Genomic DNA, 21,554 nt, shown 5'->3' with positions numbered 1-21,554 from the left:
GAGAACGTCACGAACTGGCATGCCCAGTCTGAGAGCTAGTCGGAAGTAGAGACCTCTTTCGGGACGTCGCTGAAACCCTTTGTAAGCTCCTCGACATCCTTGTCATCCATGCCATTCATCTCACGCGCCTTATTGAAAAGACGCTCAAGAACGTTGGCGCTCTTCTGACCGAGGAGCGTTATCTCTCCATCGGAGAAGACTCGCCGGCCGTCCTCATTGACGATGCAAAGAGCGAGAAGGCGAGCGCGAAAGTTCGTGAGATTCATCTTGGGATCCTTGCCGCGCTGATCCATCGACTTGTCTTCGAAAGCGTCTCGCTGAGTTCCGGTCATAGTTTTGAGTCGAATGTCCCCTCCCCATTCGGGAACAGGGATGTCCTCAAATACCATGTCGTCAGCCTTGAGGATTGCGTCCTTATTGAGCAGTGCCATGATGTTTTCCTAAGCGGATTAGGTGGAGTGGCGAGGCATCCGCTAGGGCACAGGCAACCCCTGTCTCGCCACTCCGGTCAATGGTTAATGCCTGCGGCCGGCGCGCACAATATCGCGCCTAGCCTCTCTAAGGGTTTCCTTGATGCGAGCTTCCGCGTCGGCATGCCCGTTCTGCATCGAATTCATGAACCAGTTGTTTGCAGGATTAGCGGCATGCTGAACAACCCATTGGTTAGCATCGCCGAACACGGGATGTCGAAAACCGGCTGGACTGCCAAGACCACGAGGTATAATTGCAGTCTTAGAATCCGGCATGCGCGTTACTACGCGAATGCGGGCGCGTTTGCCGGTAGATACCTGCAAGGCAATGCCGGTTGCAATCTTCTTCCGCAACCGACGTCTATCAGGTCTCGTGATAGGGATCTCTTTAGCCGCAGCCTTGGCCTGAACAACGAGTGGCTTAGCGGCGGCCTTAAGGTCCTTACGAAACTTTGCCGGCAGTGTGCGATCGATTTCTCGCAATTGATCAGAGATTTTCTTTATCTCCGACCCCGGCAATACGCGCACATTGATCGACGTTGTATTTCTAGCCATTAAGAGGTAGCGCGGTTGAAACTGTCACGCTGAACCACGAACGTGACAGACGTCTCCGAAAGCTCCCCAACCGAACCAGAGAGCGGCTTGTATTCCAACATGATGCATTCGCCAGAGAACTCCGGATTGGTTGTGCCAACAGCGGAGCTTGTAGGACGGATAACCACGGAGAATTCAGTTTCATTAAACCAAAGAGGAAACAGAGTTGCGTCGACTTCCGCAGCGGCGAAATCCTGCTGGAAGTTGATCACAAAGTTATTGTCTTGGAGACCGTGCGCGTGCTCACGTCCGTCCCCGCCGAAATTGGTTACGTCGATGTCATCCTTGGATACGTTGACCTCAACGGAACTGACGTGGTCGGAGAAGTCAACCGAGTTGACTTCGATGTAGCAATTACGGAGAATCTGCCTAGCCATTGCCGGACTCCTTCTTTACTGTTGCCGTCCCCGAAACGGGTTTTGCCTTTTCCGGCGCGGATGGCTCGATTTCCTCGATGTGACCCGCCTCAATAAGTGCGTCGATTTCACCCTGGGTCATCGTGAGCTGAAACGTTTCCCCAGGTGCGTGACCAGCGACACGACGACGTCCAACGACCTTGTATGTTTTGGTCACTTCGCTAATGCCGCGGGCCGGCTTATCTCCCGGCACAGCCCTACGGCGATTGGCGCGATTCTCCGCGCGCTGCCTGTAGGACTCAGGGGAAGGAGGTAGCGCCTTGCGGGGGCTCATGACATCCTCACAACCGCTACGGTTACTCCCGTGACTCCACCCGTTCCGGTAACGGATAGCGTCGCGCGCCCCGTACCGTCGTCATATTCCTTGCGAAGCGGAATCCATATCTCGCCATTTGTAAGAGCGAGCGCAATAGCGGGATCCGGATAGGGCTGTCCATACTCCGTATTTCCCGGAGCGGTTACGGTTACCGTCTTCGCGTTAGAGTCTGTGTTCTTGTAAACCACAAACGTATTGTGACCGCTGCCGATCTCGGCGGTATCACTAGATGCAGCTGCGGTCAGTGTGGGCTTAGTTCCAGCATTAACAATATTCTGTGTAGTAAGTGTCGCCATGGCTTATCCCTAAGTCAAAACCTTGAGTGTCAGACGGGCGCCCACGTGAGGGAGTCCGCAATTCGCATAACTCCCGCCGTACTGATCCATAGTCATGACCATGGAATCGGAAACGACATCCCCCAGCGAGGGGTTGCTAGCGATGATCTCGCGAATACTTTTTGGTCCGGACCCGGTAACATACATATCGAGATTGTCTTGCGACTGCGTGATTTCAGGAATCCCCACAAGCAAGTAAATCTCGAATTCCCATTCATCGAATCCGCGATTAAAGGCTTTCGCGTAATCGGCCCTAGGAGGACCAACTACCATTGCGGGAACATTGACAACATCGGGGACATTGGCATATACGTTCATCTCGGAAAGAACGTCAAGCACGGTCTTTCCGATCGCGAGACGAATCTCTTTAAGTGATGCCATTAGCCAGCCACCAATATTGAGTCCCTGCGAAAAGGCTTCAACTTTGACTGAGCAGCTCTACTGTCTTTGACAGTGACGATGGATCCGAACTGATCCGATCCCGCTATACCCAATCGCTGATCTTTCAATTGGAATGTGTCGGAGCCGAGAAGAAAGGCCGCCTGCCTAACAGGCTTAGGCACCTGAGCCCATCCCCACTGCGCTGACACACTCACTTTCTGACCAATGCTAAAGTTTCCCAGGATTTGCCAATAAGGCCACCCCGTGAACCCCTGCATGACGCCGTTAAGCGGCAGTAGTTCAAGGTCAGAGTTATTGAATGTGGTTCCGTTCGACTCCACTATCAAGTTTTCAACAGTGCTGAAATCGTCGGTGATAATCATTGGTCCGTCATCAGAATGCAGGATTGGTTTATACACACGCGTAGTCACCGCGCCCGCATCATTGAAGTCCCTGTGACACCACCGGATAATGTCGCCCGTAATGGAATCGACGGCATCTTGTACGTGCTCCATGTAGGTATCTGGTTGAAGTCCCATATACCGCTTGAGCTCTACAGCCGTGATGAAGTTTGCGCCCAGGGTCATGACGCAGCCTCACTTGTTATTGGTCGGGCCCGAAACCTGCTTGTCTGTCGGCTTGGGCGCAACCTTCTTTACCGGTGCTTTCTTGGCGGCTTCCTTTACGGGTTCAGGCTCAGGCTCATCTTCGGATACGAGACCGTTATCAGCAAGCCACTTATCCGATACCTCTTTGCCAGCGCCGTACACGATAACGCCATAGCCGGACGGATTATCGTCAGCCCAAACCAACTCGCCTTCCGCGTTGCGGAGGATGTCTGTATCAATCTTCATTGATTGCAATCCCCTTACACGTAGCGCAGGTGAACGCGCAGCTTGCCGGCGGTAATAGCAGCAATCGCAAGCGTGGCCACAACGGAGCGGGCGGTTGTAGTGCGGATCGACGTATCCCCCGTGGAATCGGGGAGGATATCCTTACGGCCCGTGGTAGATAGGGGTGCTCCGGACACAGGCTGCGAGGTACCGACAACTAGATCTCCAGCACCCTCAAGAGTCAGTGCCACTGTGCCTGTATTTGTGCTGGCGGAAGTGAACGCAGTCAGCACTTCGAGATAACCGCCGATAACGGTGGATCCGGCGGGAATAGAGTTGCCGTTACCGGCAATACCGCGGAGGGTCTTTGATCCGACGGTCCCGCCATCAACGGCGAAATCGTATTCAGCTACTAGCGTCTTTACGCCTGTAGTTCCCTCAATGAGAGGCATGCTTTCTCCAAAGAAAAAGGGGAGTAACCGAATGAACGATTACTCCCCATATAGCACAACAGTTCGAATCGATAGGCGAAAAATTAGACGCCAGTTACCTTGCAGAAAGCAGCGGGCCGGTAGACCACGAACGCCGCGCGCATGTCCGCACGCATCGCCTGCTTGCCCTTGACGAAGTAGTCATCGTGAGAGTTGGAAACCTGAGTGTTGATCCCGCGGCGGACAGCAAGCTCGCAGTAGTTCGCGAAGTCGCCAACGAGCGCGGTGTTCTGAGTGAGCGCCTGGGCCTCGGTTACCTGCAAACCCCAGATGCGAGACACGCCGGCGTCACTCGGGTTGCCCCAGATGTAGATGCCGTCTGCGGTGCGGAGAAGCCGGATGTCCTGCCAGTCAAGCGGGTGGAACACCGCGGCGTTCGGCATACCCTGCCCGGTGACGCGAACCGCAACCATAGCCTTGTAAATGGCGTCCGGCGTCGCGTCCAATCCCTTGGCAATCGACTGAACACCAGACTTGGTGAGCAGACCCTCAAGGTTGGGGGCGATGCCGTCACCCGAAAGGATTTGAAGGTCGAGCCGCTGCCGAATCATAAACGGCAGGCGGTTGTCGATGTAACCGCGGACCTGACCGACATCCTCAAGCTGCTCATCGGTGATCGGAAGGAATACAGAGATCTTCCGCACCGGAGAGTTCTGCTCCGTGAGGTTCAACTCAGCCTCGGGATAGGCGCCACCCTCCGCAACCTCAGCAGCCGGATTCGTGAACGTAGTCTCTTCCATGTAAACGACCGCGGACTGATTGGTAACGTTCTGCGGAATCAGGTCGATAACCTGAATCGGCCGTGTCACGTAATCCACTACCCGACCGGTGCGCGTAGTCTCAGGCGCCCAACCATCGGTCGTCTCCATCAGATCTTTAGTCAGGATCGACTTAAGGTCCACGTCAAGCGTAGCCTCGGGACCGATGTGTCCGTTCTTCGCCTTGTAGGCCTGCGACTCGACAAAGTGCTGACCGAAGGACTTACGTCCCTGGGTCTTCATTTCATGCTGACTGCCCTTCTCGCCCTCGCGCGCGTCCGGCGAAACCTGCGCGCGCTGAGCGGCCTTAAGGACCGACTGCATGTCATCGTGTTTCTTGCCGAGGTCATTCAGTTCGTCGTTCCACGCACGAACCGTAGCGGACTTCTCGAACGTGTTGCCGGAAATGGACTTCACCTTAGAGAAGTCCATTTCCGTGCCAGCTTCCGCAAACACAGTTGCGACCTTCTGTCGCAGCTCATCCATCTTCCCCGTAACATCCTTGAGGGCGGGGAAAGCAATGTCACTAGGCATTCCGGTTTCCAATCATATTTGTAAGAGTGAAGCGCATATATTCACGCGCCATGTCTTCCTGCGGAGTGTCAATAAGGGCCTTAAGCCGGCGGAGTTCTCCGTCAAGCCATTCCAGCATTTCTACGGAAGCGCTGGACATCGTGCGACCCTTAGAAGCGCGGAGGGTATGTACTTCCTCTGCGCGCTCACGCAGACTAGAAACCGACGCCAAGACAGCGGCACATTCGTCTGCAAATTTCAATGAGCTAGGGGAAAGGTCTGCCCGCAGTTCAGGAACCGCGCGCTTGGCATCTTCAAGATGGCTGGCGAGATGGTTATAAACACCACGTCTGTCAGCATCCGGAATGCCAGTCCCACCGATGGCGCCGTTAAGGATTGCAATACCCGTAATGCATGCTCGGATATTCGCTGCCCCATCGACACCATCATGGTGGGCAAACTTGTAACTCGATTTTGCCTCGGGATCTCCGTCTGGAGAATGCCAGGCATAGACGCTTCTGAGGTCCGCAATAGAAGCGTTGCCAGGGATTGCGGACTTGACCTTAGTTGCGTTCCAATCCCCGTTGTCCGTTGCAGTGGTATGGGGACGGATAGCAGCGTTGTACGCCGCTCGCCCCGCATCGGACTTACCGGAAGCCGACTTCACGGAAAGAGTTCGAGTGTTGACGCCGGCGCCTACCAAGACGGGTGATACCTCAAAAACTTTGAGGCCAGTAAGGACGCGAACATCCTTACCGTCAAATACACCAGGCTGTGCATCCAAGACATCGAATCCGTACGACCATTCGCCCAGGCCTGACTTAGCAAGTTCGGCAACGGCGTTAAAGGTATCTCGTCCCTGGGTGGTATCCATGAAGAACTGCATATCGGCAATAGCTTCGGACTTAGTGGTGCGTATCTTTCCCTTGCCTACGGGAAGCTCGCCAGCCCACGATGTGTGACCATAGGCGCTGACAACAAACTCTTCGCCATCCTTGATGGCGTCAGACATTGTTACTTCATTGTCTTTATCGATAACGTCGAAAGTGGAAAACACCGCGGAGACTTCCCCCTTAACGGCATCCTTTACTTTCACGCTCGACTGAAAACCCTTACGGGGCATGGTTAGTTTCCATTCGGTCCGGAACCAGGATTCGCGGGCGGTGGCGCAATGGCCTTAGGCGCGTTGGGGTCAACAGGTGGCTGCATCTGCACAGACACCAATCCGGTATGCTGTCCGGTCAATACGCGCAAGTCGCGCGTAAGAACTGCTTGAACGGCAGCGTCCGGCTTGAACCCAGACTTTATGAAAGAGTCAATCGCATTAGCCTGAATGCGATTAATCTCGGCAAGGTCTGTCTGGTCTTCTCGCAGAAACGCCACCTGCGAATCGTCGTACCAGAGCTGAGATTGATCATTGGGAGTAATGACGATATTCTGCATACTCGCCGCGGCAATACGCCACAGAGGGCGAATCGTTCCATCGGCGAAACGCCGACGTGCCGCCGCATACATGGACTGGTTAAGCCCCGAGCCTTGGAGCCCCTCTGAGAGACCGACCCAGGACGGAGGAACGCCGGCCGCCGCTGCGATACGCGACTCCCCCTTACCTACTGTCTGAGAGAACTCAAGCTGCCGGAAATCCATTGAGAGGGGGGTTACGTCAGCGCCACCCAAGAGGAACAACGTCTTATAGGCATTCCACGCACCTTGATGGCTTCCCTTGAACTTGGCAACGAACTCATCGAAATCATCTTTAGATGTTTCCGGCGAGAACTTAATTGCCATGTTAGGGACTGCTGCGTTCTTAAGGAATGACTCCTTATGAATAGTGGACTTGCTATCTGCCGACACTTCCCTCAGTACGGGGGTAAGCCATGACATTCCGCGGAACCTTGCCACCGGATCGGGAATTGGCGAGTAATGACAAACTTCATCAGGCAGCAATAGAATATCGTTGGCCTGACCAAAGCCATTACTGTGCGCCATGCCAGAAAGCTGCGTGGAATACAAATAGCCAATGACCTTGCAGTCCGCAGCGAAAGGATCATTATTACTCGCATCGCTGCTACTAATGACTATAGTTATCCAGTCAGGCCTAAGACGCGTGAGCCTCAAGCCTTTGCCGGCCGCTGCTTTACCTATACGCCCCGAGTCATCGCACATGGCCCAGTAAGAGTTACCGGCAAGAGATGCATCCTGCTCCATTCTCGCCAATAGCTCTCCCGTGGTGCCACCGGGCCAAGGTGTTTCAAGTACACCTAGGCCAGTACCCCCGAAATAGTTCCCTTTATTCTTCCTGTCGCGAAAAATAAACTCACCCTCGGAGAACACTTTCATTCTCGCGTCTATGCAAGCGAAGACAGGGCCGTTAGCCTTGTACATCGAGGATACATAACCCTCGAAATCGTTCTCGATTTTCTCTTGATCGGAAATGCCTCCCGCAACAAATGGGAGGTTCATTAGGTCGGTATCCCAGAAACGAGGCTCGGTGAACGCCTTAGTCCGGAATGTAAACATCTCCTTTACATAAGCGGCCACTTTCTCGCGGAATGCCACAGAGCCTCACCCCCAAGCGACATCGAGACTGGATTTCTTTTCGAGAATGAGTTTTTCATGTCCCCAAATTCCGAGCGTCAGGCAAACAATCGGACTAATGTCCGTTGCGGCATTCTGCCGAGTCAGCGCCCAGAGTCCTGCAAGGTTCCGCTTGCCGGCACCGCGTACGGCGTTAGTCAAGTCCTCTTGATCGCGATGCCAAACATTGGGCTTGTTGTTCCTTCCGGGAACAATGGATGTATACATTTTCCCGCAAGCTTGTGCATACTCCCGAGTGGTGGGCGCAATGACCTTGATCTTGGCGTTCTCAAGCTTCGGTTTGAACTCCGCGGCGTTACCCGCCAAGTCCATAACTATCCCATTCGGGCGATGCCTCCTATGCAGCTCCAACAAACGCGGCATCACCCAATTGGTTCCAGGGCGATAATCTAGCTCACCAGACCTATCACTGGTTATCTCTCCAACTATCTGCCCATCATCATCGCCGCCAACTGCCATGATGCATGCATAGGAGCGCTCAGGGTTTACGTCCACCACGAATACCACTCCTGTTCGTGGCGCCATAGTGGTTGTCGTGCGAGCAAACCATGCGTTCTTGCTTATCAGATTCCATGCGTCATTCCCTGTTGGATAGTCACCAATTCCAAGTCGCTCCTGCTTGAAGGACGCCAAGTCCATTGCGCGATACTCGCGCGCAATCGCTTCCTCGGTAATGGTGATACCCATACTCGGGTTGGCAAGCCGCCAAGCTTCCGGACTATTTACTGCCAGATGTTCAGGACACTTGAAGTCTCGAACGTCTGGATCGCAAAAGTCGGTGCAGCCCTCAATGGAATACTCGGCAAAGAACAGGGATGGGTCATCGCCCTTGATGGCACGCCGGCGCATCAAGCCGAGCTGCGTTGACTCTTTGTCGCCAGCGGATGCTGTAACCCAGATTTGCGAATTGGGTCGCGCGGACAGCGTGGGCATCAAAGCGGACACCATTGCTGATCCCAGATACATTCCCTCATCAAGGATCAAACAGTCGGCAGTGAACCCGCGGCCACCCCCCTTAGTTCGCGTACGGAACTTGAGACGCTGCCCATTCTTCAACTCGACACCTTCGGAGCCGTGCGAGTTGGGCATGCGGGCCACTTGGTCGTTGAGATCAGGCGTGTCTTTAATCAACTGACTGACGCGCATGAAGGCTTCAATAGATGTATCAAACTGGTGAGCGCTGTGAATGATTAGCCGTTCACCCAAAAGAAAAAGGCCCGCAAGTTCGCGGGCCTCAAGGATACTGCCTTTCCCATTCTGCCTAGAAACTATAAGGCCAATTTCGAATGCTGCCCACTTATTGTCATCCCTGATTCCAAGAGATTGTTCAAGGATGTACGCTTCCCAGTCGAATAGCTTAAGACCGGCGAACTCCGCAAGCTGGACAGCATCCCTGCCGATGCCGACGTCTATATAGCTAGCGGGTCGGCAAAGGATCCGCGGTCGCACCATTTCGAGGGTTGCCACTCATCAACCCTCTTTCGGTTTGCGGCCGGCACCGGGGCGCCTGCCGTACCCGTCCTGTCGTTTCGCAACGGACTGAGGGGCGGACGTGGTCTGCGTGCCGTGCCCCGTACGCCGGCCCTGTTGCTCCGCTACACGCGCCTGGGCGCGGTTCAAGTCGAAGACGTTGTCCGGCTTAGGCTCGCCACCCTCCGGGGCGCGTGCGCCACCCTGAGGGTTCTCGTACGCCTCGATCTTCCCGAGGACGTCAACGAGTCGAAGCGTGATCGCCGCCACGTCTTTGGAGTCGCGCGGCCCCTCGCGTCCGCAGTGATCGCACCCGCCAGCAGACAACTCTTCGGCAAGACGGTTGCGAATGGCTTTCAATGATTCAAGATAATCGTTCTCTTTGAGAACGCCTATAAGCACGTCAGGAATATCAGGCAACTGGATCAGCCCTAACAAACATATGCGCCCAGGGATGGCGATGGCAGATACCAGAGGGAATTCCTCCCCCGGCCGCTCTCCACTTGGTTCTCAATCCACAGCAACAGGCGGGACCGTAGCCAACTGCGGATGCCCACTTGCCTGGAAACGTCTGAGCCACCTGGGCGCGGATGCCTACAGTGACCAAATCGTCTCGTTCTTTTTTCTCTCTCTGAGCTTTGGTTATTTTGCCTGTGGTTGCCATGCGAATTCCTAAACGTTCGGGACCTTAAGTCGATCCCAGGTAGTTTTACCGGGAGGCCACTGGGCCGCGGCGCCCGTATATCCGCACTTGCGCTGCCACGCTTCATAAGAAGCCTTGTCGCCGGAACCAATGACGTCCTTATCAAGCGATGACTTGTACTTGCCACAACCCTCTGCGACAAGCCGATCATGCATAGCCGCAACGATTGGAGAACGCCGGCCCATCGAGAACCAACCAGCCCCCGGAAATGGCTCGTACGTAGGAACGGTCACCGGAGGTTTCGGCGTGGATCCGCCAAAGAGGTTGCCCAGCGGACCCGGATCGACATGGGAATTACCGGGAACCTGCGCGTGCGTATAGTGCCCACCCTGCTTGAGCCACATATCCAGGGACACCGTGTCGCGTGCCCAGGACTGAGGGGCGCCGCCCGGGAAAGTCTCAGCGATACCCAGAGACTTAAGCCATGCGCGAATGGTAGGCCAAGCCTTCATCGGAGTATCGGCGAGGTTGGTGTACTTCTTTCCGTTGACTACTTCACCCTTGGTGAATACCCATTCAATCTGAATGTTGTATTTGCCGGTCCTATTGGTACGCACATCGTTCGCGTTCTGCAATGCAAGAGCCCGCGAGTTGGCAGGGAAGTACTGTGCGATCTGCCCCGTGAAAGGATCGGCAACAAGGTGCGGTGCGACACCGCGGCCACCGCCGTTGAAGTAAGCAGACTCGTTCTTAAACGTCCAATCCGTTGTATTGGATGTGGCGTGGTGCGTCACTCGCGCCGGCCCGCCATTCATCGTCCCGGTATTTCCGATGTTGTACCTAGTCGCGCCTGGCAACCACATCTCTGCCATTTGCTTGCTCCTCAAAAGTGTTTGCAGTAAAGCGGATTACGGATTGAGTTTGCAGTCGAGCAAACTAATGGGCCGCATTAAGTGATTGGTGATCCAATAGAGCTTCATGATCGCCTGGAAACCCGCAGGTCAATAGGGAGAAAAAAGGTTCCGATGGGCGCGGGGTCAACCTAAAGATCTTGATACTCGCACCCCCCACCCCCCTATGTCCGATATGGTGCCGTATTACCCAATCGGTAGTTGTCTCCCCTAGACCTGATCAGTTGCCTATAGTGAATGATCTCTTTGCATTCCCTAATGTTGGATCATTGCCTATAGCAAAGATCACTCACCATGCGCGCGAGGCATTACGAGCGATCTTCCTCACGCGATTGCCTTTGGAGCTATTACACTTCCGATGCGCTTCGCGATGGTTACTAGGTTCAAGGGATAGATCAGGTCGGATGCTCAGTGGTATTGCATGGTCCAGTGTCCATGCCATTGCATGGTTAGGATCACGTGCCGATAGCACTAGGTCTATGGGTGCGCCACATATCCAGCATACGTTGGAGCCCTCAGTCTTGAGCAAAGCTTTAGCTCGATTGAGTGGCCTACCACCACGACCACGCCGATAGTCCATATCATCAGTCAATGCCATGGGATACCTACCTGTGTAGTGTGTAGTAGCGAGTATCAGCGTGCCCCATCCCGTATCCCTGATGGCTGATCCCTGATGCATTGCCCACTGCCCCAAGGTGGGGTATCCCTATCCGAGGTATCCCTATCCCTACCCTGACGGGTGGCCCCATCAAGTAAGGCGCCTGGGCATAGAGAAGGGGCCCACCTGTAAGAGGTGAGCCCCTGTATGGGCATGCGTGTGGTAGCCCTATTCTCAGCGACCCTCTATTGGAAGTCAAGGGTTCACCTTGACAGCTACCCCTCTGCTGCGGTATCCGCGGGCGTGCGCGCAGTAGGTAGCGCCGGCGCCGGCGGGGGAGGGTGCCCTGGTACGGCCTGAGGTAGCTTGCTGGCGTCCCAGGTCGAGCGACCTGTCCGGGGGTCCACCTGCCTGTGTACGCGCCCCTCAGCGGCCCACCTGTACAGGGTGGGGACCGAACGCCCTGTGTAGGCGCACGCGGCCTCGGTGCTGATCCTGCTAGTGATCTTCTCTAGCAGAGATACCCATTCCCTTCGCCTATACCTCTTTCCGCATGAAGCCATTCCCTCAACGCCAACGCATGTCACGTCCGACGATGCGTCCTGCGCTACGACCAAAATGCCTCCGCATTGATCACACGGAGTATCGGGCAATGCAACCTTAGGCATGTCGTAACCAAGGATGATACGAGCGGATCGAACCTTGGACGATAGATCGCTCAGGATACCTTTTATCAGTTGGGCGATGTCTTCGTCATTATCTGCTCGCCTAGAGCCATGCTTCTCAAGATAACCGATCTGTACGCCCAGGGAGGGTGTGCCTAGCCCTGTTGCGTTCTGCAAGACTCTGCGTGCCTCTTTAAGCGCCGCAACGCACTCCTCGCGCAGATGCAGTGCATCGGCATTGCCGGGCGCCCTGGAACCAGCTTTGTTCGCGTTCTTGTTTTCAGAGGACGTCATGGCGCGAGGCTCAACAATCTCTGCCTGCAACTGACTCAAGATAGAAGCCTGGAAGATCTTCTCGTGATGAACCGTTCCCTCAGGATCGGTCCACGTGATTGTCTCCTCCCAGCCTTGTTCCAACTGCGTTTGCAGTCGATGCATCGTTACCACTGGCAGTGTCAATGGAGCCCTTTCTGGTTCGATGCTGGCAGTCGCATCCGCCGGCGCACGTCTCGTCTGTGTGAGCCATCCAACGATCCGCGGCCTCGGCGCACGGCTTACAGATCATTGCTCTGTCCACTATCTGTTGTGGCGTTAGACAAAATGTCTCGTACAGCAGAACGCATAGATAGGGTGTATTCACCGGTCATCTCCCTAAGCGCCTTCTCTTCCTCGCGCTCCGCCTGGGGGATAAACAGGGTCGCAGTAGCAAGGAAGTGCGCCGTGTCGTGAAACGGACACCTAGCAAGTCTTACGGCAGGATGCCTCTCGTAATGCAGTTGCTCAGTCATGAACTTCATCATCCTGTGAACCATCATCCATCTCCACATCAACAAGACCCATTTGAATTGCAGCCAAGTGCACTGATTGCGTGATGCTCATATCCTCGAACTCTTCGCGTAGCTTGATTGCCCGCTCGTGGAGTTCATTGCCGTTTCGACGCTCGGCGACGGTTAACGCGATCCTGCGATTCTGCCTTTCTTGCTCGTACCATTTCACGCTTGATGTCCCAACCTAGGAGCCTATAGATAGCTTCGATCATCCAACGGCCTCTATCAAAGTATTAAGCATGCTGAATATCTCGTCCTCAGGCATTGTCACGATCACTCCCTGACCGGTGTTGGTACTGAAAGATTCAACGCAGAATCCGTCACCGGACTGCGTGCGCTCAACAGTAAACACATTGCCGTGCACGTCTTCGAACGAGTAGATCCCTGAACTCATGCCATACCATCCAATCGGAATTTGCGACCCACCTTGATACCTCCCCGCACTGCGGGAGGTCTTGGACACTCTTCGGAGTGCACTGCCCACCATTGCGAGCTGCTGACGTAGTAGCCGGCCCACAAGCCCTGATCCTTCTCCTCATCGGTAAAGAAGGTGCGACAGACACAACAGAGAGCAGGACGCCATCTGTCAATAGGGGCATGGATCACACGATCCGCAACTGGTACCTGTCTCGCCCTCGAATAGTCTGGAACAAAAGCCTTCTTTACTGATGAAAAGCTCGCAGGGTCCGGTACTTTTGGGGCCTCAACTTCGATCACATTCACAGTCACCAACTCGCACGGATGCTGAGCCAATACAGGGTGCTTGCCCCACGAACTGAACTGTCCTCGTTGGATCAGAGAAACCGGCTTGCCTTGAGAGTCAACCTTGAAGTCAAATGTGAATCGCTTCTGTATCACTGCATCCCTGTAGGCTTCTACGCCCAGGGGGGTACTGTCGACTGTGGTTATTAGGCCATTGACCCATGCAGTGAATACATAGGCTTTGCAGCGAGCGCATTGACCTAGCTTGGGGGTTGATGATTTCAATTCGGAATCACCTTTAGGTTTCCTTCGTGATCCAAGTGCCTGTCACTCTGTGTGTACGCCCAGGCATGCTCGCCGCATGGTCGCCAGACAGGGAGCTTGGCGGGCATTGGCGAGCATGGCGAGGAAGGTGACAGACAGTTATATATATATAGATCTTCTTCTCTCTCTCCTCATGCTCGCCATGCTCGCCATGCTCGCCAGCTCGCCAAGCGTTCTACCTTTGGCGGGCTATGAAAGCCCTCTTTTTGGCGAGCATGGCGAGAATGGCGTTGACCTGGGCGGATGCTTGGCGAGCATGGAGAAAGCCATATCGACACACGGTAAGCGTCCTTACCCTGAGCGAACACTTATCGTCACTCTGACTGGCAAGGTGATCTTTCTTATCGTCAGGTCGACGCATACGATGACCATGATCACCTTCGAGGAGCCTCGAAAGTGATTACGCGGTAATCGCCGGCGGTCCAATAGGCGGTAGAGGCTCTGGCAGGGACCAAGTCGTCTTCCTATCCTTTCCGAATCCTGTGGTCTTCGAGACGACCTTGAGCTTCGCCGCGGCACGCTCAACCGTCCTGGGCGGGTAGTTCTCTTTCTGCATCCACTTGACGACTTCGGTCTTCATCGACTCGCCACTCTGCTCAAGGTATTCTCTCAGCGCTTCCTGAGCATCTCCAAGCTTCCCGGAGTTCCCGGTATCCATGTTGTCTGCCAGCATGTCGGAGACCTTGACGTCGGACTCCTCAATGATCTGAATCTTGGATGTAGAGATAACCTCACCTTCGAAGGGGATGTTGAATCCCTTTATTTCGTAGCGATACGACGCGATATCCAATCGCCCTAGGTTCGACTTTTCCTGAGAAAGGATATAGGTCCCTGGTTGCGATTCGTCAGCCATAACGCCCATGGCCGATCTACAGACGTTACCCAACTCCGTAGATCCCAAGATGGCATCCATGAGGTTGTTGGTCATCGCTTTCTTGGTGTGAGCGAGGCCGATAGCGGATATGTTCACGGCTTCACACATACGCCTGATGGCTTGCATGTCGGTCCGCATCTGATCCTGATCATTCTTCTTAGCGCCCAGGTTCGCGCTCAGAGGATCGAGCATGATGCAGGCAGCGTTTACCTCAAGCGCCCGTTCCTGGATCCTCTGGCAGTCGCGAGGGAGCACAAGCGCCCCGTCCGGGACCGCCAGATAGAAGATGAGTTCCAGGTCCGCGCCAGCGGCCACCATGCGGGGGTTGACGGTTCTCTCGATCGAGTCCTCGTTGACGACGTACAGGACGGCACGAGGGCGCCCCCTGAACTCCCCTGGGAGCGTCCCTGTGGTGATGTCTCCGGTTAGCCTTGAGAGCATTGTGCTCTTGCCTGTACCACCGCGGCCGGCTATGAGGGTGACCTCCCCCATGGGGATTCGGTCGGTCCACAGCCAGTGGGTTCTTTTCATGACGAATGAGGAAGCGCGCTGAGCCACGACGGAGCGCGTATCTTCATTCATCTTGTCAATGGCCTTGTTGGCCTTGTCGCGCGCTAGGGCTTTAAGCTGCTCCACCTCAGTGAGGCGGGTTAGCTTTTCTTCCTCAATCAGTTCAGTAACAATACTTCCCACCGGTTCGTCGTCGCCGGCGGGATCGGCCCTAACAAACTCCATGTAGCTACTCGCCTATCACAGATACGCTTAGGACCTCAATGCCGGTCCATTTCCATTTCCATCCTTCCCTTATGAGCAGCTTGCCAGTTCTGTTCCACATCGACCGTTCGTGAGGGGGCGCATGAGTAAGCGCCGCTAGGCGTAGCTCGTCCTCATCAAATGAGAACAAGATCGGCTTAGCGACGCTCATCAATACATACCCACTCTCGCCATCAAGAGTGCTTCGCTTCACTATGGGCCTTCCTGCATGGCTCGCACCCTACTACCCAGGTGCCTTTCGTGCGATCCCGGGTGGTCCATTTCCAAAATAGATCCTGCTCTCGCCTGTGGATCTGATATCCGTCGGTCGTACCACAGCGACCTGTCCATTCTGGGATGGCATCGGCATCGTTCCAGGTAGCGTCATCCCAGCAATGGCCGGCGGCGGCGCCTCGCTTCCGCGCATAGGTGATAGCCCTTGACTGCGATGCCGCGGGAATACCGAAGTCGTCGGGGCTCTTGACGGACAGTTCTTGATATGTCCTCAAGGTGGCCTCGCGCGTCGCTTTGTATTCAGTGCGCCGCCTATGCATGAAGGTGTCATACCCTCCGGTGTGACCCGTGATCCGATGAAATATCCACTTGAGGGGATAGCCTTGAAGGCAAAGGGCATCGATCCGTCGAAGCGAACCCACGGCCGGCAGGGCGCCACCGCGGGGCCGTTCAGGCACTTTGGGTGGCCGTACCTTGCTGAGTCGGTGCACCGTATTCACGTGCACTCTCATAGGAGACTGAGAGGCGGCGAGACGGTATCCTCGCGCAATGTCGGAGACTGTGCCCATGCTGATAGCGGCCTCAAGAGCTATTTGCTCATTGGTCATGCCGTCCATCTTGAGGCCGATAACAATACCCTGGGCGACCCTTACCGGTACGGTCAACCTCTTGCCTCGCGCGTAAAGGAGATCGCGAGTCTTGTTATGCGCCACTCAAGATCTCCTCAATCGCTTGATCGATGACAGGCTGCATAATGCGTGACTCACCGCCCAGTTGAACCATCTTGCATGTGTCGTGAAGGAACTCCTTTACCCATTGAGTGGGCAATACCACCGTTGCCACAGTCCGCCCCTCGCTTGGCTCATCGGACGTGAGTTGCAGGCGGGTGCAGTCCATGTTGGTGGACACCACAACGTCACCCTGCCCCGCGTGCCCAAGAGCGATCCCCTGAACAAGAGAGTCCCGGGAGAGTTCCCAGACGCTCTCAGCTTCCCCTTCGGTAGCTATCATCTCCACTACGTACGGGTCAGATGCGTTGTAGCGCAGGTCTATCCTGATGAGGGTCGGCGCAAATCCAGATGCAACCGCATGCGCCATGATGTGCCTGTCAATGATCTTCATTGCCGGTCTCTCCTCTCTGGATACGCGTTAGGGTTGCTTGACTCATTCCAGCGCGTTGCACTGCTATCTCAGTGAGGATTCCCCCAGGTGCGAAGATCGGGTGATAGCGACTCATCCAGTCCGTGACGTCTTCGAGCGCGTCGCCTTGCGCGAGCGTGTAACGGTTACGGAAAGCGCCCCCACAGAAATCCATTTCCGGCCGGTCCGGAGACTGAGGCTGGCACCCCAACGTGAACGGCGCATCTGGGTCGAATCCCAAACGGATAAGCTCCCGCCCGCCTTCCGCCGGCGTGGCTTCCCAGGTGACGTCCGGGTCGCTTCGCTCATCGAGCGCTGCCACCTCTGACCGCTCTCGCTCAAGCGCTTCATTACGGGTAGAGGAATAGAACCAGCGCGGCATGTCATAAACGGCCACGCGATCCGCCCGCAGCCCCCGCACCCGTTCGCCCCCTGGTATGGGCGCCGGCGCATTGCCCAAACTCTCGAACATTTCGCGCAGGTCGTTGACAGCACTCTCCCTGCTTGGCGGCACTTCGACCGCAGCATCGGAGAGCGTGAAGTTGGCTTGCGCGGACGCTGCGCCAAGCCCACGCATAGCCTCTAGAAATCGCCCCCAGGACCCTCGACTTAGGGATGCCTGCATCAAGTCGTCATACATGTCATTCGAGACAGTAATCCCAGTGATGTGCTGCGAGACGTCGACTCCGTCCACGGTGACGGATCCCGGGGGAAGCGCGGAGTCTGTCCGGACGTTGATGCCGCGGATGCTCCCTATCCGCTGATGCGGGTCGTCGCCGAGTGCTCGGCGCCAGCGTCGACTTCGCTCAGTCTCCTCCGGGAAGTATGTCGAGAGGATGTCCCGCTGTACGCTCCGGACAGCAGCGTCGGTGATGCTATTGTCATTCCTCTGAATGATGAGCCCGTCATCGTCGGAGGTAACAGGGGCTTTGATGTCCTGAAACCGGTGAGTTTCGTCATCACCATTCTCGGGCGGGAGTGAAGGCCATTTCCACGACCCTTCGCACTTCGGACCGTGACTGACGCGCACCGCGTCGTGTTCACTATTCTGGACGTTGAAGCCGCCCGCCTCGAAGTGGTCCTCAAGCAGGCGCTCGCCTTTCGCCATGACGGTAGGGACCTCTTTGCCGCAAGCTCCGCAGTATCCCCACTCAATGCCGCTCAGCGACATGCTTACCTCTCTTTCGTGGCGGGGGTGCCGCAACCCATCCGATTACGGCACCCCACAAAGCCAAGAAACTAATGAACGGCCAATAGACTGCTAGCCATTCGGATATCATCCGCGCCACCATCTAGGCTTGTGTGCGCATTTCTGTCCGAACCAATAGACCCTGTCGCATCGATGGCAGTAGTAGCGAAAGCCCTCAGCGTAAAGCCAGCACTTTATTCGCCAGACCATTCCTTGATCCGATCCGACCGCGCCTCGAAGTACTCATCCATGAACGCCTCAGGGTCATGCGTGTAGTCGTGCATCGCAACCATTGTTGACAGGATGACGTCGCACAGTTCCGTCGCGACATCCGAGTTGGAGTGCGTCACGCCTTTTCTCGGGTTCTGCCCTTCCACCCCGATAGCAGCCTGGGTGGCTTCCCCAAGCTCCTCGGAGACCTTGAGCAACCGCAGGTGTCGATCGGCCCTCATCGACTCCAGACGTTCCGCGTGGGGCCTCGCCTGATCTCCGCGGCGCGCACGATCGCTGCGTCGGATCCACGCGTACGCCGCGCCGGCGTGCTCCCATAGCTCAGCCATTGCGGATGTAGCCTTCCCACTCACGCGCAAGCTCGATGACATCTGCGGCGCCCACGCCGCGCGCGACTGCGATGCCACCGCAGTACGATGCCGCGGCCATCAGCGCGACCCCCCGGACGTTCTGAGCGTCGGTCTGCATTCTGGTGAGCAGTTCAGCGCGCCTTGCGTGTTCCTCGGTAAGGCTTTCCATATCTAGTCCCTCCGGTGTGTGATAGTGGAATCTCCGGGCACCATGACAGCTGCTTCGAATCGCTTGCCATCCAATGGCCATTGGATAACCAAGGTTCGCCCGCACTGAGGGCAGGACCAGTTCTCGACACCGTTCTTACTGCTAAGGCATACGGAGGTATGCATTCTGCTTTAGTCTCCTCACCTCATAGGGGTGAGCGATAGGCCAACCCCTCCCGCGATACCATATGGGAACAGCGTCACAGGTGAATTGCTTTGTCTTGCTATGAAACCAGCTGTCGGTACTGCTATCGGGAAAGTACTTGCCGAGCTTTATTGGTTCATGGCAGTACAGGCAGATGTCTTGCAACTAATTACTCCTCGTTAAGTTCGGGGTCATGGGCAATGATCGGGACGGTAAGGTGAACCCAGTATCCGGCCACTGCCCAAAAGACCCGTTCCCCGCACCCCGTGCATATCGAGTCAGGCTTGCGTTCCGTGGTCATGGTCCCAGGCTGCATCAGAACGCCTCTATCTCGTCCATGGCCATACTTGCGCCGCTGATTACATCCTTGACAAAGGCTCGTGGTCCGTGCACGGTCAGGCGCGCGATCTCCCGCGGTTGGGCAGGCAGGATCTCTCTGCCCTGATCATTCACAGTGGTGATGTCAATCTCATCTATGTGATGAATCACGATCTCTACCTTGAAGGACATTAAGGCGCCCTGTCTCTCACTGGATCAAAGAGGCCGCCGGGACATTGATCGTCCGGCATCCCCGGATTGTTAAAGCCGCTGAACTGAAACATCGGGTGCGGCGGAACAACGTCGTACGTACAGGGGATAGCAGCCCCGTCGTACTGACCCGCCACCATTCCGCACCGCGGGCAGTAGTGGCGAGGCTTACGAGCACGCGCGTGCTGAACGTTTGCCGGCAGCGGCATCGTCTATTCCTCAGGCGGAAGCGCCGCGTAAGCGTTGCGGATTGCTTGACGGATCTCAGGCAGCAGGTCCGCTATCGCAGTCGCCCTGTTAGCTGCCTCTGTGCTCTGTTCCTGGGCGTAGAGAGACAGTCCGGTGAACGCCTCGAAGAACGGCCGCACTTCGGCGAACACCACATCAAGCGACTGCGCCGCGGCGAACACTGTCGGGAGGTCCATGGGTACCGCCACGAGTGCGGTATGTAGCGCGGCTTCCGCGGTACGGATGCCTGAGTCAAACGCCAGCAGCGCCGTTTGTGCGGCAGGTATTTGGTCGCCCGCGTTGGTGGCCTGTTCGACCGCGTAGTTGTACGCAGTCCAGTGGTTCGCACCCTGGGTGATGATTGCGCCCAGGTAGCGCATTGTGTCGATCTCTTCGATAGGCGTGCTCACAGTATTCCCTCAAGCTTGGTAAGCCGTTCGTTGAGAGCGGCATTGCTGACGATCAAGGCGTCGCATATCTTGCGAAGCTCAACGATCTGGAAACCCTTACTCCTCCGCCACTTGCGTACGGTCTTGCACGGCCAGTCTTCGTGATCGTAGATACATGCCGACCGGCAGGAGCGGTCGGCATCAATGCCGTAATGATCGTCGCTGGGATCCTTCATTTCTTTATCGCTCCGTCCTTACGCAACGCTGCCTCGAACTCCTCTGCCGGCACGGCCTTGCCATCTATCAAATATGAGCGCGCCGCTATTTCACAGGTCACCCATAGGCTTGACGATGACCACGTACGGATAAGGTGAGTCATCGCTTCCATTACAACTCCGTCAGCCTTGCGTACGTACCTCAGTCCCATCCTTCGAACCCCTTTAGCCATTCCTCTGTGCTGAGGGCACGGTCTTTGCCCACCGGAAGTTCAGGGGTACGGGCAAGCCCAAGCTCACGCTCAAGCCGCCCCACCGCGGTAGCTGAGAGAACGCGCCGCCACTCACCGCGGTCCCACACCCAGACGTGTCCGCACTTGCGGTAGCGGAAGCGGAGCCCTGTCGACGCGTCTCGGCGAAGCGGCCGGCGCCATGGCTTGCACGGCCCCCCGTGCTCGATCATGTCGACGTCGAAGGTGTACGCCCCATCCCCGATGGGAGTGAACGTCGCATCCTGAGGCAGGATCATCGTGGTTCTGTGCGCGTTCAGTCGGTAGTGTTCTTTAAGCTCATCGGCGCACAATGGGCGGCTTGCCCCCGCCGGCCCCGTAGGTGGAATGCCCGGAGTCGATGGGCCTTTCGGTGAGTAGCCAGCCATGATCTTTGCGAACACCTCCGCCGTTGTTGGCTCGATCACGCAGCCGGCCATGTTCTTGCTGCCCACCGCTCGCAGGTATCGAAGACCACCGGGAGACCTTCCTTGATAGCGGTGTCGACCACCGCTTGCAGGCGGTTGGAGTGGGCGAAGGGCACGGTCACCCGATATAGGCAGGAGTCGGTGCCCTGTGTGCCGTTGAGCGCCATGTCTGCTTGGTTGGGGCCGAACACGCCGGCGGCTTTCCAGTCCGCCTCGGACGGCAGGTCTCGCGACCACCATGTCCGGTGCTTGCGGTATAGGTCGCCCATCTCTGGTGTGTCGGCGAGAATGATTCGCTTCATCAGTCGTCCTCTGGGGTCTCTCCCGCGATCCAGAATCCAAGCCGGCGCCGGGTGTCGTACACCAAGGAGTGCCACCACAGAAGCGCTGACTGCCACCGCGTAAACACAATCGCGGGAGGCGGCACGTAGCCGGGCGGCGCGGGATGTCCGGCATCTATCAGTTGCTCGGCGGTGACCGGGAGCGTGATGCTGGACTTGGATACATTCAGCGGGAGGGAAGTGCTGAC

General features: G+C 56.2%; 27 protein-coding genes. 1 reads left to right on the top strand and 26 read right to left on the bottom strand.

All coding sequences use genetic code 11. The annotated features are described in order from the left end of the window. Positions 1-35 precede the first annotated feature (35 nt). The 17 genes from GT042_RS36985 to GT042_RS36905 all read right to left on the bottom strand — a co-directional run bounded on the left by GT042_RS36985 (position 36) and on the right by GT042_RS36905 (position 13,282). A complete protein-coding gene (locus GT042_RS36985; RefSeq protein WP_161313039.1) occupies positions 36-431 on the bottom strand; it encodes a hypothetical protein in 396 nt (131 codons plus the stop codon). 84 nt (positions 432-515) lie between these two features. Continuing rightward, a complete protein-coding gene (locus GT042_RS36980; RefSeq protein WP_161313038.1) occupies positions 516-1,025 on the bottom strand; it encodes a hypothetical protein in 510 nt (169 codons plus the stop codon). Beyond that, a complete protein-coding gene (locus GT042_RS36975; protein WP_161313037.1) occupies positions 1,025-1,441 on the bottom strand; it encodes a hypothetical protein in 417 nt (138 codons plus the stop codon). Before GT042_RS36975 ends, GT042_RS36980 begins: the two co-directional genes overlap by 1 nt. Then, positions 1,434-1,754, bottom strand: coding sequence for a hypothetical protein (locus GT042_RS36970; protein ID WP_161313036.1), 321 nt, complete (start codon positions 1,752-1,754; stop codon positions 1,434-1,436). The genes GT042_RS36975 and GT042_RS36970 overlap by 8 nt, the downstream gene beginning before the upstream one ends. A gap of 347 nt (positions 1,755-2,101) precedes the next feature. Next, positions 2,102-2,512: a hypothetical protein gene (locus tag GT042_RS36965; RefSeq protein WP_161313035.1), complete on the bottom strand. Its 411-nt coding sequence runs from the start codon at positions 2,510-2,512 to the stop codon at positions 2,102-2,104. Beyond that, positions 2,512-3,099 (bottom strand): hypothetical protein, encoded by a 588-nt coding sequence (locus tag GT042_RS36960; RefSeq protein WP_161313034.1) that lies wholly within the window; start codon positions 3,097-3,099, stop codon positions 2,512-2,514. The genes GT042_RS36965 and GT042_RS36960 overlap by 1 nt, the downstream gene beginning before the upstream one ends. Before the next feature lie 9 nt (positions 3,100-3,108). After that, positions 3,109-3,366 carry a hypothetical protein gene (locus GT042_RS36955; RefSeq protein WP_161313033.1) on the bottom strand — a complete coding sequence of 86 codons (258 nt, stop codon included), beginning with the start codon at positions 3,364-3,366 and terminating at the stop codon, positions 3,109-3,111. 14 nt (positions 3,367-3,380) lie between these two features. Then, on the bottom strand, positions 3,381-3,797 hold the full coding sequence (locus GT042_RS36950) for a hypothetical protein (RefSeq protein WP_161313032.1): 417 nt from the start codon (positions 3,795-3,797) through the stop codon (positions 3,381-3,383). An 83-nt stretch (positions 3,798-3,880) separates the two neighbouring features. Beyond that, positions 3,881-5,080 (bottom strand): phage major capsid protein, encoded by a 1,200-nt coding sequence (locus GT042_RS36945; RefSeq protein ID WP_202534758.1) that lies wholly within the window; start codon positions 5,078-5,080, stop codon positions 3,881-3,883. Between the two features lie 40 nt (positions 5,081-5,120). Continuing rightward, on the bottom strand, positions 5,121-6,203 hold the full coding sequence (locus GT042_RS36940) for an HK97 family phage prohead protease (protein WP_161313030.1): 1,083 nt from the start codon (positions 6,201-6,203) through the stop codon (positions 5,121-5,123). Between the two features lie 29 nt (positions 6,204-6,232). Further along, complete coding sequence (locus GT042_RS36935; protein ID WP_161313029.1) at positions 6,233-7,666, bottom strand: phage portal protein; 1,434 nt, start codon at positions 7,664-7,666, stop codon at positions 6,233-6,235. Between the two features lie 6 nt (positions 7,667-7,672). After that, a complete protein-coding gene (locus GT042_RS36930) occupies positions 7,673-9,172 on the bottom strand; it encodes a hypothetical protein (protein ID WP_161313028.1) in 1,500 nt (499 codons plus the stop codon). 3 nt (positions 9,173-9,175) lie between these two features. Continuing rightward, positions 9,176-9,613 (bottom strand): hypothetical protein, encoded by a 438-nt coding sequence (locus GT042_RS36925; RefSeq protein WP_161313027.1) that lies wholly within the window; start codon positions 9,611-9,613, stop codon positions 9,176-9,178. A 234-nt stretch (positions 9,614-9,847) separates the two neighbouring features. Next, positions 9,848-10,690 (bottom strand): peptidoglycan-binding protein, encoded by an 843-nt coding sequence (locus tag GT042_RS38545; protein WP_237531560.1) that lies wholly within the window; start codon positions 10,688-10,690, stop codon positions 9,848-9,850. A gap of 328 nt (positions 10,691-11,018) precedes the next feature. Beyond that, a complete protein-coding gene (locus GT042_RS40025; protein WP_161313055.1) occupies positions 11,019-11,309 on the bottom strand; it encodes an HNH endonuclease in 291 nt (96 codons plus the stop codon). Positions 11,310-12,772: 1,463 nt separating this feature from the next. Continuing rightward, complete coding sequence (locus GT042_RS36910) at positions 12,773-12,988, bottom strand: hypothetical protein (protein WP_161313026.1); 216 nt, start codon at positions 12,986-12,988, stop codon at positions 12,773-12,775. Between the two features lie 39 nt (positions 12,989-13,027). Then, positions 13,028-13,282: a hypothetical protein gene (locus tag GT042_RS36905; RefSeq protein ID WP_161313025.1), complete on the bottom strand. Its 255-nt coding sequence runs from the start codon at positions 13,280-13,282 to the stop codon at positions 13,028-13,030. Between the two features lie 600 nt (positions 13,283-13,882). Here GT042_RS36905 and GT042_RS36900 point away from each other — a divergent pair. Beyond that, positions 13,883-14,245 (top strand): hypothetical protein, encoded by a 363-nt coding sequence (locus GT042_RS36900; RefSeq protein WP_161313024.1) that lies wholly within the window; start codon positions 13,883-13,885, stop codon positions 14,243-14,245. Here GT042_RS36900 and GT042_RS36895 read toward each other — a convergent pair whose 3' ends face one another. The 9 genes from GT042_RS36895 to GT042_RS36855 form a co-directional block, all read right to left on the bottom strand. After that, positions 14,246-15,454, bottom strand: coding sequence for an AAA family ATPase (locus tag GT042_RS36895; protein WP_161313023.1), 1,209 nt, complete (start codon positions 15,452-15,454; stop codon positions 14,246-14,248). Positions 15,455-16,408: 954 nt separating this feature from the next. Beyond that, on the bottom strand, positions 16,409-16,828 hold the full coding sequence (locus GT042_RS36890) for an SsgA family sporulation/cell division regulator (RefSeq protein ID WP_161313022.1): 420 nt from the start codon (positions 16,826-16,828) through the stop codon (positions 16,409-16,411). Next, positions 16,815-18,017, bottom strand: coding sequence for a hypothetical protein (locus tag GT042_RS36885; RefSeq protein ID WP_161313021.1), 1,203 nt, complete (start codon positions 18,015-18,017; stop codon positions 16,815-16,817). Before GT042_RS36885 ends, GT042_RS36890 begins: the two co-directional genes overlap by 14 nt. Positions 18,018-18,229: 212 nt before the next feature. After that, a complete protein-coding gene (locus GT042_RS36880) occupies positions 18,230-18,595 on the bottom strand; it encodes a MazG-like family protein (protein ID WP_161313020.1) in 366 nt (121 codons plus the stop codon). Continuing rightward, positions 18,588-18,785: a hypothetical protein gene (locus GT042_RS36875; protein WP_161313019.1), complete on the bottom strand. Its 198-nt coding sequence runs from the start codon at positions 18,783-18,785 to the stop codon at positions 18,588-18,590. Before GT042_RS36875 ends, GT042_RS36880 begins: the two co-directional genes overlap by 8 nt. 498 nt (positions 18,786-19,283) lie before the next feature. After that, a complete protein-coding gene (locus GT042_RS36870; RefSeq protein WP_161313018.1) occupies positions 19,284-19,478 on the bottom strand; it encodes a hypothetical protein in 195 nt (64 codons plus the stop codon). Positions 19,479-19,708: 230 nt separating this feature from the next. After that, positions 19,709-20,134: a hypothetical protein gene (locus tag GT042_RS36865; protein WP_161313017.1), complete on the bottom strand. Its 426-nt coding sequence runs from the start codon at positions 20,132-20,134 to the stop codon at positions 19,709-19,711. Beyond that, positions 20,131-20,349 carry a hypothetical protein gene (locus GT042_RS36860; protein ID WP_161313016.1) on the bottom strand — a complete coding sequence of 73 codons (219 nt, stop codon included), beginning with the start codon at positions 20,347-20,349 and terminating at the stop codon, positions 20,131-20,133. The genes GT042_RS36865 and GT042_RS36860 overlap by 4 nt, the downstream gene beginning before the upstream one ends. A 672-nt stretch (positions 20,350-21,021) precedes the next feature. Then, positions 21,022-21,327: a hypothetical protein gene (locus GT042_RS36855; RefSeq protein ID WP_161313015.1), complete on the bottom strand. Its 306-nt coding sequence runs from the start codon at positions 21,325-21,327 to the stop codon at positions 21,022-21,024. Positions 21,328-21,554 lie beyond the last annotated feature (227 nt).

It is taken from the genome of Streptomyces sp. SID3212 (assembly GCF_009865405.1).
Classification (GTDB): Bacteria; Actinomycetota; Actinomycetes; order Streptomycetales; family Streptomycetaceae; genus Streptomyces.
This window is presented reverse-complemented; position numbering and strand designations above follow the sequence as displayed.

Coding starts and splice junctions, on each gene's coding strand:
- GT042_RS36985 (WP_161313039.1), bottom strand. CDS start 431: ATGGCACTGCTCAATAAGGACGCAATCCTCAAGGCTGACGACATGGTA.
- GT042_RS36980 (WP_161313038.1), bottom strand. CDS start 1,025: ATGGCTAGAAATACAACGTCGATCAATGTGCGCGTATTGCCGGGGTCG.
- GT042_RS36975 (WP_161313037.1), bottom strand. CDS start 1,441: ATGGCTAGGCAGATTCTCCGTAATTGCTACATCGAAGTCAACTCGGTT.
- GT042_RS36970 (WP_161313036.1), bottom strand. CDS start 1,754: ATGAGCCCCCGCAAGGCGCTACCTCCTTCCCCTGAGTCCTACAGGCAG.
- GT042_RS36965 (WP_161313035.1), bottom strand. CDS start 2,512: ATGGCATCACTTAAAGAGATTCGTCTCGCGATCGGAAAGACCGTGCTT.
- GT042_RS36960 (WP_161313034.1), bottom strand. CDS start 3,099: ATGACCCTGGGCGCAAACTTCATCACGGCTGTAGAGCTCAAGCGGTAT.
- GT042_RS36955 (WP_161313033.1), bottom strand. CDS start 3,366: ATGAAGATTGATACAGACATCCTCCGCAACGCGGAAGGCGAGTTGGTT.
- GT042_RS36950 (WP_161313032.1), bottom strand. CDS start 3,797: ATGCCTCTCATTGAGGGAACTACAGGCGTAAAGACGCTAGTAGCTGAA.
- GT042_RS36945 (WP_202534758.1), bottom strand. CDS start 5,080: ATGGATGAGCTGCGACAGAAGGTCGCAACTGTGTTTGCGGAAGCTGGC.
- GT042_RS38545 (WP_237531560.1), bottom strand. CDS start 10,690: ATGGCAGAGATGTGGTTGCCAGGCGCGACTAGGTACAACATCGGAAAT.
- GT042_RS40025 (WP_161313055.1), bottom strand. CDS start 11,309: ATGGACTATCGGCGTGGTCGTGGTGGTAGGCCACTCAATCGAGCTAAA.
- GT042_RS36900 (WP_161313024.1), top strand. CDS start 13,883: ATGGTCGCCAGACAGGGAGCTTGGCGGGCATTGGCGAGCATGGCGAGG.
- GT042_RS36895 (WP_161313023.1), bottom strand. CDS start 15,454: ATGGAGTTTGTTAGGGCCGATCCCGCCGGCGACGACGAACCGGTGGGA.
- GT042_RS36890 (WP_161313022.1), bottom strand. CDS start 16,828: ATGAAGATCATTGACAGGCACATCATGGCGCATGCGGTTGCATCTGGA.
- GT042_RS36885 (WP_161313021.1), bottom strand. CDS start 18,017: ATGTCGCTGAGCGGCATTGAGTGGGGATACTGCGGAGCTTGCGGCAAA.
- GT042_RS36880 (WP_161313020.1), bottom strand. CDS start 18,595: ATGGCTGAGCTATGGGAGCACGCCGGCGCGGCGTACGCGTGGATCCGA.
- GT042_RS36875 (WP_161313019.1), bottom strand. CDS start 18,785: ATGGAAAGCCTTACCGAGGAACACGCAAGGCGCGCTGAACTGCTCACC.
- GT042_RS36870 (WP_161313018.1), bottom strand. CDS start 19,478: ATGTCCTTCAAGGTAGAGATCGTGATTCATCACATAGATGAGATTGAC.
- GT042_RS36860 (WP_161313016.1), bottom strand. CDS start 20,349: ATGAAGGATCCCAGCGACGATCATTACGGCATTGATGCCGACCGCTCC.
- GT042_RS36855 (WP_161313015.1), bottom strand. CDS start 21,327: ATGAAGCGAATCATTCTCGCCGACACACCAGAGATGGGCGACCTATAC.